This window comes from Aeromonas diversa CDC 2478-85, from assembly GCF_000819805.1.
Taxonomy (GTDB): Bacteria; Pseudomonadota; Gammaproteobacteria; order Enterobacterales; family Aeromonadaceae; genus Aeromonas; species Aeromonas diversa.
The window spans coordinates 39,570-53,334 of the sequence record NZ_CDCE01000010.1; the positions used below are offsets into that span (position 1 = coordinate 39,570).

Consider the following 13,765-nt stretch of genomic DNA (forward strand, 5'->3'; position numbering starts at 1 on the left):
GCATGTCCAGGGAGTGCATAAGCACTCCCCGATCACATTCAGGCCAGGGTGAAGCGGCTGATGCGTTGCTGCAGATGCTGCGCCAGCTGGGCCAGCTCATGGCTTGCCTGGGCAGTGTGCTGCGCCCCTTGCGCGTTTTCGCTGGAGACGGTGTTGATGCTCTCGATATTGCGGCTCAGATCGGCGGTGACCAGATGTTGCTCCTCGGTGGCGCTGGCGATCTGGGTGTTCATCTGGTGGATGGTGCCGACCGAGCCGCGGATCTGGCTCAGTTGCTGGTCGGCCTCCCGGGCCAGGGTGACGGTCTCGAGCATGCCGGCACGGCTCTGGGTCATGGCACAGGTGGCGGCGGCGGCGCTCTCTTGCAGTCGCTCGATCATCTGATTGATCTCGGCGGTCGATGCCTGGGTGCGGCTGGCCAGGGTGCGAACCTCATCGGCCACCACGGCAAAGCCGCGGCCCTGTTCGCCGGCCCGGGCAGCCTCAATGGCGGCGTTGAGGGCCAACAGGTTGGTCTGGTCGGCGATGTTGCGGATCACATCCAGCACCTGGCTGATGTTATCGCTCTCCGCCTCCAGTCGGCTGACCACCTCGCCGGCTTGCTCTATCTCAGTGGCCACCCGGGTGATGCGGCTAATGGCGCCGGCGACCACCTCTCCTCCCTGTCGTGACGCATCCAGGGCCTGGTGTGCCACCTCGGCCGCACTGGTGGTGTTGCGAGCCACCTCCTGCACCGCGGAGTGCATCTGCTCCATGGCGGTGGCCACCTGGGTGATCTCCTGCTGTTGTTGACGCATTCCCTGGGAGGCTTGCTCCGAGATGGCGCTCACCTCTTCAACGGCGCCGCCGAGCTGGGTGACCGAGCTCGAGATCTCGCTGACCAGGTCGCCGAGGCCGCTCTTCATGCGGGCGATGGCACGGGCCAGTTGGCCAAGTTCATCGTGACCCAGGCGATCCTGGGCCAGCCAGTCGTCGAGCTCGCTGTGCCCCAGCCGGCCATCGGCCACCTGGGTTGCCTGCCGGGTCAGCATCTGGACCGGATTGCGGATCTGCCTCGTGAGCAGGGTGGCGAGCAGAATGACCAGCCCGGCGCCAAGAAGGGTAGCCACGGCGAGGCTGCTCAGGGCCTGGCTGTGGCTCTCCACGATCGACTGACGCCCCTCCCGGGCGTACTGGTGGTTGCGTGCCACCAACTGATCAAGAGCATCGCGCAGATCGCTGAAGAGGGGATAGCCTTCCTCCAGCAGCACAGTCGCCACCCGTTCACGATCTTCCTTGTCGATCAGCCCCCACACCCTGTGATGAAAGGCAAGATAAGCCTGCCAGCTATCCTGTACCCGCCGAAACAGGCGCCGCTCCTCATCGTCAAACAGAACCGATGTATAGCGATCTTGCAGCCCCTGCATGACCCCTGCCTGCTTGTCGATGATCTGCTGGTAGCTCTGGCGACGCGCCGGGTTATCCAGGGCGAGGAGATAGCCTATCTCGTAGCGACGCAACTCGGTGGCGGTGGCGTTCATGGCGGCGGCGAGATCCAGGCTGGGAAGAACCGCATCGCTCAGATCGAGCGCCCAGTGGTTCATGTTCCGGAAGTGTACAAAAGACAAACAGCTGATGAGGAAAAGCAGCAGCCCAAGGGAAGAAAGAGCCGCGGTAAGTTTCTGACCAATAGTCCAATGACGTAGTGACATGATGTCCTTCTCGGGATGATGACGAATGCGACCCGTTGCACGGGAAGTCGAGGGGGGCAGAAGAGCGATGATGCAGCCGGGCTCGCTTCTGTGGGGGGCTTTGGCCGTGTGGGGAGGCAGATTCTGGTGAGTGGCTGACGGCCTGTCAATGGGCTGGAGGGGGGCGCGAGGGGGCAGATCGGGATGATGGCGACCGGCTCACAAAAAATGCCACTGGTTGTCAATAGAATGTGGCTGAAATGAGTCTGAAGGTTATGATGATGGCACCTGTTGCGAAAGGAGAGTCTGATGAAATCCGTTATTCCGTTTGTGCTGCTGGGGGCCATGGCGGCTCCCGCTTTTGCCGATGAGTGCTCCCTGACCGTCGAGGCGGACGATGCCATGAAGTTCAACACGGCGGCCATGACGGTGCCGGCCACCTGCCAAGAGGTGACCGTGACCCTCAAGCACGTGGGCAAGCTGCCGGTGACCGCCATGGGTCACAACTGGGTGCTGGCGGCGACCGCCGACATGCAGGCTGTCGCCACCGAGGGCATGAGTGCCGGTGCCGCAAACAACTACATCAAGCAGGATGATCCCCGCGTCATCGCCCACACCAAGCTGGTGGGCGGCGGTGAGAGCACCTCTGTCACCTTCCCGACCAAGGATCTGGCCGGCAAGGATCTCACCTTCTTCTGCTCCTTCCCCGGCCACTGGGCCATCATGAAGGGCAGCTTCAAGGTGGGTTAATCCCGCCAGGCACAAAGGGCAGCTCAGGCTGCCCTTTTTTTTTCCTATTCGTTGGGTTGCAGGGTGAAAAAGGCGAGGGTGGCCCGCTTCTGACAGGTGAGCGCCAGGGCCGACTCGCCGCTGATGCTCAGGGTGTCGCCGCTTTGCAGCCCATGCCCGCCCGCCTCCAGGGCACCGTTGAGCAGGACCACCAGATAGGTATAGGCCGGCTCCAGGGTCAGGGTCAGGGAGAAGGGGAGGGTGAGTACCCGGGCGTTGGCCTTGATGCGTGCCGGTTTGTAGATGAGCCCGAGATCGGTCACCTCTTTTTTCAGCAGGGTGCAGTGGGTTGGCTCGCCGCCGTCGAAGTGGGCGATCTCGTAGGTAGCGTAAGGGTGGCCGTTGAGCACGAAACCGGCGCCCTTGATCGGCAGCAGGATGCGCGAGAAGCCCGGGAAGGGGGAGAAGGGGCCATCCTCACGGATCGGCGCCATGCTGAGGCGATAGTCAAAGTCGAGGGCCGCCAGGCTGGCGCCACTGGGGGCGACGAGGATCTCGGCGGTGGCGCCACGGCCGTTCTTCCACGGCATGGAGCGGTAGCGGGTCTGGGGAGTCAGGGTAAACACGGCAGGTCCTGGCACTGGGATGGGAGGCCAGAGATACCACGGGGCGGGCGCGATGGAAAGCCGGGGATGTGAGCCGGGTCCGGATTTGCACCGTTGCCGCCGCTACACTGGCGGTTTCGTCCCGGTTGGAGCCGTACCATGACCCACAAGATCATTCTGGATACCGATCCCGGCATCGACGATGCCATGGCCATTCTGTTTGCCGAGGCCCATCCGGGCGTCGAGCTGCTCGCCATCACCACCGTCTTTGGCAATGCCACCATCGAGGATGGCACCCGCAACGCCCTCTGGCTCAAGGAAAAATACGCCATGAAGGCGGACGTGGCCAAAGGGGCAGACCGCCCGCTGCTGCGTCCGCCGGTGGGGCCGACCACTATCGTCCACGGGGAACACGGCTTCGGTGATGTCGAGGCTGGCGCTGTGCAGGGGGGCCCCGACCCGCGCCCTGCCTGGCAATACATGATAGATGCCGTCAAGGCGGCGCCGGGCGAGATCACCCTGGTGGCCATAGGGCCGCTCACCAACCTGGCGCTGGCCCTCGAGCATGCGCCCGAGATAACCGGCCTGGTCAGGCAGGTGGTGGTGATGGGGGGGGCGTTCGGCGTCAACGGCCATCGGGGCAACGTGACTCCCTACGCCGAGGCCAACATCCACGACGATCCGGAGGCCGCCGACCGGGTCTTCACCGCCGACTGGCCCCTGGTCATCATCGGCCTCGACGTGACCCAGCAGAGCGTCTTCAGCGGTGCCTACCTCGATGCTCTGCGCGATGACGCGGGCGAGCCGGGTCGCTTCATCTGGGACGTGAGCCGCTTCTACCTGCGCTTTTATTCGTCGCGCATCGGCATGGACGGCTGCCACGTGCACGATCCGTCCGCCATCGCCTACGTCATCGAGCCCGGCCTCTTCACCCTGCGTGAGGGGCCGGTGCGGGTGGTCACCCAAGGACCGGCCATCGGCCACACGCTGCAGAAGTTTGATGGCCGGCGTCACCCGCACGACGAGTGGGCCGATTACCGGGCGCAGCGAGTCGGGGTGGCGGTCGATGACGCGGCCCTGCTGGCCCTCTATCGCGATACCCTGATCGCGTGGGGGCGTCGCTTGCCCTGATCCTGCTCAGGCAGCCCCTGTCGGGCTGCCTTCTCTCCTCCGCCTCACCGCCATGATGAATAAGAATCTCAGGTAGCGTTTGAGGCTTTTTATTTTTCATCTATCCCTCCTGATATTTCCGCATAAAGATGGTGTGTTAATAAGATGTTTCATGTGGTCGTCATGAGCGGATAGCTCCGCTTATTTTTCAGTCGGTTGAGATTATTTGTTGTGATTAATTTGTGGCTCTATTGGGTCTCAATTTGGTGGGTTTTTTAGAGGGGGTTTCTGAACGAGTGATGAAGGTCATTGAGTGGCATCAATGTTTGTAGGGTTTGCCAGGCATTTTTTTATCATTTTTGGTTTAAAAACAGCCTTTGTGCGGGTTTGTTGTACGAAAAAATTAATCTCTCTGCGGTGGCAGATTGAGCGCGATGGCGGGCGTTCGGAATAAATAGTGAGGGGTTGTTGCGATTAATTCTTCACGTTGTTAACGCAATGGGGTGTTGCAATAAAATAATGCATTTTGTTGATACCTATCCCCCTTTCGTATTAGAGGACGCAGTATGAGACCTTCTCGACTGATAAAAGGCGGTACCTCGCTGTCGGGAGTCGCATTGGGCTTGCTGTTGAGCGGTTGCGACACGGCCTTGATGAATCCCAAAGGGCAGATCGGTTTGGAGCAGAAGTCTCTGATCCTGACTGCCCTGATGCTGATGCTCATCGTGGTGATCCCCGTCATCATCATGGCCATTGCCTTTGCCCGTAAGTATCGGGCCGCCAACACCGGCGCCACCTATGCCCCCAACTGGGCTCACTCCAATAAAATCGAAGCGGTCGTCTGGACCGTTCCGGTCATTATCATCGTTATCCTGGCGACCATTACCTGGAAAACCTCCCACGAGCTGGATCCCTACAAGCCGCTCGAGTCTGAGGTGCAACCGATCAAGGTGGATGTGATCTCCCTGGACTGGAAATGGCTGTTCGTCTATCCGGATCTGGGCATCGCCACCGTCAATGAGCTGGCCTTCCCGGCCAACACCCCGGTTAACTTCCGCGTCACCTCCGGCACCGTGATGAACTCCTTCTTCATCCCGCAGCTGGGCGGCCAGATTTACGCCATGGCCGGCATGCAGACCAAGCTGCACCTCATCGCCAACGAACCGGGCGAGTACAAGGGCATCTCCGGCAGCTACAGCGGTGCCGGCTTCTCCGGCATGAAGTTCAAGGCCATCGCCACCCCGGATCAGGCCGCCTTTGACGCCTGGGTCGCCAAGGTCAAGGGCTCGCCCAAGCTGCTCACCACCATGGCCCAGTATGACGAGCTCGCCAAGCCCACCGAGTACCATCCGGTGGAGTACTACTCCAGCGCCGATCCCCAGCTGTTCGTCAACCTGATCAACAAGTTCATGGGTGACATGAAGCACGGCGAGCACGCTGCCATGCAACACGGCGAAGACCACGCCGCGATGCAGCATGACGCGTCCATGAGCCACGAAGGCATGGCGCATGACGCCTCCATGAGCCATGAGGGCATGGAGCACGGCGATGCCATGCACCATGAGGCCCAGGGCGAGCAGATGGACCACGCCGGTCACATGCCGGCCGACAAGACTGTGAAAGCGGGTACTAACTGATGTTTGGAAAATTAACGCTCGACGCCATTCCGTACCATGAGCCCATCATCATGGTCACGATCGCCTGCATCCTGCTGGGCGGTCTGGCCATTGCCGGGCTCATCACCTACTACGGCAAGTGGCAATATCTGTGGAAAGAGTGGCTCACCTCGGTAGACCACAAGCGCCTCGGTATCATGTACCTCATCCTCGGCATGATCATGCTGATCCGTGGCTTCGCCGATGCGGTCATGATGCGCACCCAGCAGGTCATGGCCTCTGCCGGCAGCGACGGTATCCTGCCGCCGCACCACTACGACCAGATCTTCACCGCCCACGGCGTCATCATGATCTTCTTCGTGGCCATGCCACTGGTGATCGGTCTGATGAACATAGTGGTGCCGCTACAGATTGGCGCCCGTGACGTGGCCTTCCCCTTCTTGAATAACGTGAGCTTCTGGTTCACCGCCGCCGCCGTGGTGCTGATCAACGTCTCCCTCGGGGTTGGTGAATTCGCCCAGACCGGCTGGCTGGCTTACCCGCCGCTCTCCGGCAAGGAGTTCAGCCCGGGGGTCGGGGTCGATTACTGGATCTGGAGTCTGCAGATCTCGGGGTTGGGTACCCTGCTGACCGGCGTGAACTTCTTCGCCACCATCATCAAGATGCGCGCCCCGGGCATGACTATGATGCGTCTGCCGGTCTTCACCTGGACCGCCCTGTGCGCCAACGTGCTGATCATCGCCTCCTTCCCGATCCTGACCGTCACCATCGCCCTGCTGACCGCAGACCGTTACCTGGGTACCCATTTCTTTACCAATGACATGGGTGGCAACATGATGATGTACATCAACCTGATCTGGGCCTGGGGTCACCCCGAGGTGTACATACTGGTGCTGCCGGTGTTCGGTATCTTCTCCGAAGTGGTGGCCACCTTCTGCAAGAAGAAGCTGTTCGGCTACACCTCCCTGGTGTGGGCGACCGTCGCCATTACCGTGCTCTCCTTCGTCGTCTGGCTGCACCACTTCTTCACCATGGGTTCCGGCGCCAACGTGAATGCCTTCTTCGGCATCACCACCATGATCATCTCCATCCCGACCGGGGTGAAGATCTTCAACTGGCTGTTCACCATGTACCGCGGTCGCATCGAGTTCACCTCGCCCATGCTGTGGACCGTCGGCTTCATCATCACCTTCACCATAGGTGGCATGACCGGGGTACTGCTCTCGGTGCCGGCCGCCAACTTCGTGCTGCACAACAGCCTGTTTTTGATTGCCCACTTCCACAACGTCATCATCGGCGGCGTGGTGTTCGGCTGCTTCGCCGGTATCACCTACTGGTTCCCGAAGGCGTTCGGCTTCAAGCTGGATGACACCTGGGGCAAGCGCGCCTTCTGGTTCTGGATCGTCGGCTTCTTCGTGGCCTTCATGCCGCTCTATGTGCTGGGCTTCATGGGCATGACCCGTCGCGTCAGCCAGCAGATCGACCCGGAATTCCACCCCTGGCTGGTGGTGGCCGCCGTCGGCGCCGCCCTGATCGCCATCGGTGTGCTGTGCCAGGTGATCCAGCTGATCGTCAGTATTCGTGACCGTGAGCAAAACCGCGATCTGACTGGCGACCCCTGGGGTGGCCGTACCCTGGAGTGGGCCACCTCTTCCCCGCCTCCCTTCTACAACTTCGCCATCGAGCCGAAGGTGAAGGGCCTGGACGCTTTCTGGGACGCCAAGGAAGACGGCAGCGCCTTCAGACAGCCGGCCAAGTACGCGCCGATCCACATGCCCAAGAACACCGGCGCCGGCGTCATCATTGCCGCCTTCAGCGTGGTGCTCGGCTTCGCCCTGATCTGGCACATCTGGTGGATGGCGGCGCTGGGCTTTGTCGGCATGATCGCGACCTGGATCATCCACAGCTTCAACGACGACGTGGACTACTACGTCCAGGTTGACGAGATCGAGCGCATCGAAGCGCAGCATTTTGCCAACATCAACAAGGTGGCTTAACTCCATGGCGACTGACGTTTTACATCACACTCACGGTGCCCATGAGGATGGGCACCATGATGCCGGCGCCAACAAGGTGTTCGGTTTCTGGATCTACCTGATGAGTGACTGCATCCTGTTTGCATGCCTGTTTGCAACCTATGCAGTCCTGGTCAACGGTACCGCCGGCGGTCCGAGCGGCAAGGACATCTTCGAGCTGCCGTTCGTGCTCGGCGAGACCATGCTGCTGTTGCTGAGCTCCATCACCTTCGGCTTCGCCATGCTGGCGATGAACAAGGACAAGGTGGCGACGGTCAATACCTGGCTGTTCATCACCTTCCTGTTCGGTGCCGGCTTTATCGCGATGGAGATCTACGAATTCCATCACCTGATCGCCGAGGGCTTCGGCCCGGATCGCAGTGCCTTCCTGTCGGCCTTCTTCACCCTGGTGGGTACCCACGGTATCCACGTGACCAGCGGTCTTATCTGGATCATCGTGATGATGGTGCTGGTAGCCAAGAAGGGGCTGACCGAGCGCAACCGTTCCCGCCTGATGTGCCTGAGCCTGTTCTGGCACTTCCTCGACGTGGTGTGGATCTGCGTCTTCACCGTGGTCTACCTGATGGGGGCAATGTAAATGAGTCATTCTGTTGACAATCATGGCGCCAGCCACGGCTCAGCCAAGTCCTATATGATCGGCTTCGTGCTGTCGCTGATCCTGACCGGCATCCCGTTCTGGATGGTGATGGACGGGGGCTTCTCCCACCAGACCACCCTGCTGACCGTGGTCGGCATGGCGGTCGTGCAGATCTTCGTGCACCTGGTCTACTTCCTGCACATGAACACCTCCTCACAGGAGCGCTGGAACCTGACCGCCCTGGTGTTCACGGTGATCATCATCGCCATCGTGGTCGTGGGTTCCCTGTGGATCATGTACAACCTCAACGTCAACATGATGGTTCACTGAGGTTGGCTGTGATGATGAAGCAATACCTGCAAGTGACGAAGCCGGGCATCATCTTCGGTAACCTCATCTCGGTTATCGGTGGCTTCTTGCTCGCCTCCAAGGGGAGCCTGGATGTGCCCCTCTTCATCCTGACCATGGCGGGTGTCTCCCTGGTGGTCGCCTCCGGTTGTGTGTTCAACAACTACATCGACCGGGACATAGACCGCATCATGGAGCGCACCAAGAATCGCGCGTTGGTGAGAGGGCTGATCGCCCCTGGCGTATCGCTCTGGTACGCCACCGCGCTCGGCATTGCGGGCATTGTACTGCTCTACTTTGCGGCCAATCCGTTGGCCGCCTTGCTGGCGGTGCTGGGCTTCATTGTCTATGTCGGGGTCTATAGCCTCTACATGAAGCGCCACTCGGTCTACGGCACCCTGGTCGGCAGCCTCTCCGGCGCCGCGCCGCCGGTCATCGGCTACTGCGCCGTGAGCGGCCAGTTCGACTCAGGCGCCATGATCCTGTTGGCGATCTTCAGCCTGTGGCAGATGCCCCACTCCTATGCCATCGCCATCTTCCGCTTCAAGGACTACCAGGCGGCCAACATCCCGGTGCTGCCGGTGGTGAAGGGGATTGTCGTGGCCAAGCACCACATCACCCTCTACATCCTGGCCTTTATGGTGCCGACTCTGATGCTGTTCCTCGGCGGCTACGCCGGTTACAAGTACCTCATCGTTGCCGCCGCCGTGAGCGTCTGGTGGTTGGGGATGGCCCTGTCGGGCTACAAGCAGGCGGTGGACGACTCCCTCTGGGCGCGCAAGCTGTTCCTGTTTTCCATTGTCACCATCACTTGTCTCAGCGTGATGATGTCGGTGGACTTCCAGCCCGAGGCGGCACCTGTGCTGGTGAGCATGTTGCCCTGATTGCATATCGCGTAGAATCCAGAGCCGGGAACCTCCCGGCTCTGTTGTCTCTGGGGTCATCTCCCCCGGTCCGTTTTCCAACGCGCCCAGCGCGTGCATCCAAGCAAAGAGGCCGTTATGAACGATTTCACCATGACCCGCGGCGAGCGGCGCGCCACCTGGGCGCTCGGTGCCGTCTTCTCCCTGCGCATGCTCGGCATGTTTATGGTGCTGCCGGTGCTGACCACCTATGGCATGAGCCTGGCCGGTGCCACCGAGGTGCTGATTGGTCTGGCCATCGGCGTCTATGGCATGACCCAGGCGCTGCTGCAGATCCCCTTCGGCCTGCTCTCCGATCGCATCGGCAGAAAGCCGCTGATCGTCGGCGGTCTGCTGCTGTTTGCTCTCGGCAGCGTGTTGGCGGCCAACGCCCACTCCATCTGGGGCGTCATCGCCGGCCGCGCCCTGCAGGGCAGCGGCGCCATCTCGGCCGCCGTGATGGCGCTCTTGTCGGATCTCACCCGCGAGCAGAACCGCACCAAGGCGATGGCCTTCATCGGGGTGAGCTTTGGCATCACCTTCGCCGTGGCCATGGTGACCGGCCCCCTCATCACCCGGGCGGTGGGGCTCAGTGGCCTGTTCTGGCTCATCGCCCTGTTGGCGCTGGCCGCCATCGCCATGGTGCTGTGGGTGGTGCCGACCCCGGCGGCGCACCTGCTCAACCGCGAGTCGGCCATGGTGCGCGGCGGTTTTCGCACCGTGCTGACCAATGCGCGTCTGCTCAAGCTCAACGCCGGCATCCTCTGCGTGCACACCCTGTTGATGGCAAGCTTCGTGGCCTTGCCGCCGCTGCTGGTGCAGGCGGGGCTGGCGCGCGAGCACCAGTGGCAGGCTTACCTGGCCACCATGGCCATCGCCTTTGTCAGCGTGGTGCCCTTTATCATCTATGCCGAGAAGCGCCGTCAGATGAAACGGGTGTTCCAGGTCTGCGTGCTGGTGATGCTGTTGGCCGAGCTGGTGCTGTGGCAAGCGGGCAGCCAGCTGTGGGGGCTGCTCGCCGGCCTGCAGCTCTTCTTCATCGGCTTCAACGTGATGGAGGCGCTGCTGCCGTCGCTTATCAGCAAGGAGTCGCCCCCCGGCTACAAGGGCACCGCCATGGGGGTCTATTCGACCAGCCAGTTCATCGGAGTGGCGCTCGGTGGCAGCCTGGGCGGCGCCCTCTACGGCCACGGCGGGGCGACCCTGGTGTTCGCCGGCTGCGCCGCCCTGGCGTTGGCCTGGTTTGCCCTGAGCCTGACCATGAGTGAGCCCCCCTATGTGAGCAGCCTGCGCATCGTGCTGCCCGACGGAGTGAGCGCCGACGCGGCGCTCGAGCGGCGCATCCGTGCCTGCGAAGGAGTGAGCGATGTGCTGCTGGCGTGCGAGGAGCACTCTGTGTACGTGAAAATCGACACCAAGCGCATCAGTCGCAGCGAGCTGGAGCAGCTCGTCACCTTCTCGCCGCATCAATAAAAACGGCCTCCATCCGGAGGCCCGTTCTGTTTCTGGGGGCTCGGCGCTCGTAAGCGGCACTGAGCGACTCAGGTGCGCCCTTCTTGCATGGCGGCCAACTCCTCGACCGCCCGCCACGCCTCGTCGATGGCGGCGTGCGCATAGGGGCTCCAGCCTGCGTCTGAGTTGGCGATGGCGACTTGACCAACCGGCTGGCGTCCCAACTCAATCCAGCGCTCCGATTGTTCCTCGTCGTCAAACAGGGAGTTGCCCGCATAGGCGTAGCCATGAGACCAGCGGTTGACCGTGATGGCGAGAATGTCCTGCTCATGGTTGAAGCCGGCGCCCCCCAGCATGGCCTGAAGCTGTTCCCTGATCATCTGCTCGTGCTGCTCGAACGGCATGCCGAGCAGGTGGGCGCGACCGATGCGGGCCTGCTCACGGGCCGAGAGACCACTCCCCGCCTGGGTCGGCACATAGACCATGTGCAGGCAGACGGGTTGATCCGGGCGCTTGGCATGCTCATAACCGCCGAGATCGACCGGATAGTCGAGCTTGACCCGGCTATAGGGGGCCGCCGGGGCATAGATCTCGTGCACCCCCAGTTTGACGAAGGCGTGCCAGTTGCGGATCACTACCTTGCTGTAGACCAAGGGCGCCTTGACGTTCTGGCGCAGCGCCTCCTTCTGGGGCGCCGGCATCTCGGGCAGCAGATGGGGGATCATCATGTTGTAGCCCGCCATGATCGCCTGCCGGGCGCGAACCCGGTGCAGCTTCCCTTCCCTGATGTAGGTGACATCCACTCCTTGGCGGCCAGCGGGAGTCCGCACGTTTTTCGCCTGCAGGGCCGTGCTGCCCAGGCGCAGTCGCACGCCATGCTGGGGTCGGTCGAGCTGGTCGTAGTCAAACCTGGCCAGCACCACGTCCTCCATGGTGTGGCCCGGGGCCACGCCGGGGATGAGGCGGCGCACCATCAGGCGAGCCAGGCTGGCGTTGCCGTCCGGGAAGTGGAAGATGTAAGGGTCGTCCAGCTCGGCCTGGGCCTCGGGGTCGAGGGGGAGCAGATCCATGCCACCAAAGCCCGGCAGGGCGCACAGGCGCGCATCGGTACAGGAGGTGGCATCGATGCCGACCGCCTGAAAGTCGTCGGTGCGCTGCTGAAAATAGGCGATCGCCCGCTCACTCAGCCCCACCTTGTCGCGCAGGAAGGTGCTGTAGCTATGGCTGTCCAGCCACGCCTCCTTCTGCTCCCGGGTCATGCCAGAGAGGTAGTCGCGCCGCTCCTCGTGCAGGGTCAGCAGGGCCGCCTTGTCGGCCTCATCCAGGGGAAAGTCGCCGATAAAGTCCGCCAGCGGTCGACCGTTGAGGCGATCGCGCGGTATCTCGTCGGCCACGCTGCGGCACGGATCGCCGCTCACCACCCGGTTGACGCCGAAGTGCTTCTCGTCGAAGAAGACCCCGCGGCTGAGGCCGAGATCCGGGTAGAAGGTCTGCCTGAACCCCTTGGCCAGTGCCTCGATATCGACGTTGAGATGCTTGAGTAACCCGAGCGCCACCGGACTGTAGACGGAGCGGGGTGATTGCAGGGACTCGCTCCCCCCATAGCCGATGCGCAGACCATCGGGGGTAGTGAACTCGTTGCGTTTGGCGTGGCCGCCGAAGTCGTCGTGGTTGTCGAGCAGCAGGATCCTCTGCTCTGCCCCGAGCCGTTGCCGATAGAAGCAGGCGGCCGCCAGACCGCTGATCCCGGCGCCGACGATCACCAGATCGTATTCCTCTTCGAGGGGGAGGTGGGCGAAGTCGTACTGCTTGCCTTCACGGGCGATGCCGTGGGCCGCCTCGAAGGACCCCGGGTGATTGCCGCGCAGGCCGGTGAGGGCCGGGGGATAGATCAGCGTCTTGTCGGCCAGGGTATTGCCGCCGGTAGCGGCGTTTAGCAGCTGAAGAGGGGCGACGCCAGATGCGATGGTGATGGCGATGCCGTTGAGAAAGTCTCGGCGTGTGATGCTCATGAACACTCCTGTGGGAAGGGGCCAGGCCCCGGCGAACAGGGCGCAGAATCTACCCGCAGCGCCGTTATGAGTCCACTGTTCCGATGAACGACTTGTTGGTGAACTGCTATTGAGTTGCGGCGTGTTTGTTGTGCACCTGAGTGAGAATGAGGTTGGTTGTGTCCCTCGCCCTGGACTCGATTGTTTCTATGTGATAGGTTCCGCCCGCCTCTTTTGGCAATTTAACTTATTGATACATATAAAAATCGGGATAAATATATGAAATGGTATCTTGCTGTTCTTAAGCAGTACGCCGTCTTTCGCGGTCGGGCACGCCGCAAAGAGTTCTGGATGTTCACCCTCATCAACCTGCTCGTCATGGCGGCGCTCTTTGCGGTGATGGCCATGGTGGGGAGCCCAGAGATGGCGGCCATGATGGGGTTCATCTATCCGCTGGCGGTCTGCTTGCCTGCCCTGGCCGTGAACGTGCGCCGCTTGCACGACGTGGATCGCAGCGGCTGGTGGATCCTTATCTCTCTGGTTCCTCTGGTCGGCCCCTTCATCCTGCTCTACTTCCAGGTCTGTGCCGGAACCCCGGGCCCCAACCGTTTCGGTGAAGACCCCAAGGCGGCCCTCCCGGGCTGATCCCATAGGGGATAGAAAAAGCCCGCCGATTGGCGGGCTTTTGCGTTTGGCCGAGGGACCCTTCGCGTTAGCAAGAGGGTTGGC

The 13,765-nt window shown here is 61.9% G+C and carries 12 protein-coding genes; 9 read left to right on the forward strand and 3 right to left on the reverse strand.

Annotated elements, in window-relative coordinates:
- Positions 1 to 38: 38 nt before the first annotated feature.
- Positions 39 to 1,691 carry a methyl-accepting chemotaxis protein gene (locus BN1121_RS01980; RefSeq protein WP_043157441.1) on the reverse strand — a complete coding sequence of 551 codons (1,653 nt, stop codon included), beginning with the start codon at positions 1,689 to 1,691 and terminating at the stop codon, positions 39 to 41.
- A gap of 288 nt (positions 1,692 to 1,979) precedes the next feature.
- Between BN1121_RS01980 and azu the strand changes: the two genes are divergently transcribed.
- Entirely contained in the window at positions 1,980 to 2,420 is a 441-nt protein-coding gene (azu, locus tag BN1121_RS01985) for an azurin (RefSeq protein ID WP_005352253.1), read from the forward strand.
- A gap of 44 nt (positions 2,421 to 2,464) precedes the next feature.
- Here the strand turns inward: azu and BN1121_RS01990 are convergent, their stop codons facing one another.
- On the reverse strand, positions 2,465 to 2,989 hold the full coding sequence (locus tag BN1121_RS01990) for a HutD family protein (RefSeq protein ID WP_152424670.1): 525 nt from the start codon (positions 2,987 to 2,989) through the stop codon (positions 2,465 to 2,467).
- A 174-nt stretch (positions 2,990 to 3,163) separates the two neighbouring features.
- Here BN1121_RS01990 and BN1121_RS01995 point away from each other — a divergent pair, with 174 nt between their 5' ends.
- The 7 genes from BN1121_RS01995 to BN1121_RS02025 all read left to right on the forward strand — a co-directional run bounded on the left by BN1121_RS01995 (position 3,164) and on the right by BN1121_RS02025 (position 11,066).
- Positions 3,164 to 4,135: a nucleoside hydrolase gene (locus BN1121_RS01995; RefSeq protein ID WP_043597077.1), complete on the forward strand. Its 972-nt coding sequence runs from the start codon at positions 3,164 to 3,166 to the stop codon at positions 4,133 to 4,135.
- A gap of 545 nt (positions 4,136 to 4,680) precedes the next feature.
- Entirely contained in the window at positions 4,681 to 5,751 is a 1,071-nt protein-coding gene (cyoA, locus tag BN1121_RS02000) for a cytochrome o ubiquinol oxidase subunit II (protein ID WP_043157443.1), read from the forward strand.
- A complete protein-coding gene (cyoB, locus tag BN1121_RS02005; protein ID WP_005352259.1) occupies positions 5,751 to 7,727 on the forward strand; it encodes a cytochrome o ubiquinol oxidase subunit I in 1,977 nt (658 codons plus the stop codon). Before cyoA ends, cyoB begins: the two co-directional genes overlap by 1 nt.
- Positions 7,728 to 7,731: 4 nt before the next feature.
- Positions 7,732 to 8,343, forward strand: coding sequence for a cytochrome o ubiquinol oxidase subunit III (locus tag BN1121_RS02010; RefSeq protein WP_005352260.1), 612 nt, complete (start codon positions 7,732 to 7,734; stop codon positions 8,341 to 8,343).
- Positions 8,344 to 8,673 (forward strand): cytochrome o ubiquinol oxidase subunit IV, encoded by a 330-nt coding sequence (locus BN1121_RS02015; RefSeq protein ID WP_005352263.1) that lies wholly within the window; start codon positions 8,344 to 8,346, stop codon positions 8,671 to 8,673.
- A gap of 8 nt (positions 8,674 to 8,681) precedes the next feature.
- Complete coding sequence (cyoE, locus tag BN1121_RS02020) at positions 8,682 to 9,575, forward strand: heme o synthase (protein ID WP_005352265.1); 894 nt, start codon at positions 8,682 to 8,684, stop codon at positions 9,573 to 9,575.
- Between the two features lie 117 nt (positions 9,576 to 9,692).
- Entirely contained in the window at positions 9,693 to 11,066 is a 1,374-nt protein-coding gene (locus BN1121_RS02025; RefSeq protein WP_005352267.1) for an MFS transporter, read from the forward strand.
- A 68-nt stretch (positions 11,067 to 11,134) separates the two neighbouring features.
- Here BN1121_RS02025 and BN1121_RS02030 read toward each other — a convergent pair whose 3' ends face one another.
- Entirely contained in the window at positions 11,135 to 13,057 is a 1,923-nt protein-coding gene (locus BN1121_RS02030; RefSeq protein ID WP_005352269.1) for an NAD(P)-binding protein, read from the reverse strand.
- A 258-nt stretch (positions 13,058 to 13,315) separates the two neighbouring features.
- Between BN1121_RS02030 and BN1121_RS02035 the strand changes: the two genes are divergently transcribed.
- Entirely contained in the window at positions 13,316 to 13,681 is a 366-nt protein-coding gene (locus BN1121_RS02035) for a DUF805 domain-containing protein (protein ID WP_043157445.1), read from the forward strand.
- Positions 13,682 to 13,765 lie beyond the last annotated feature (84 nt).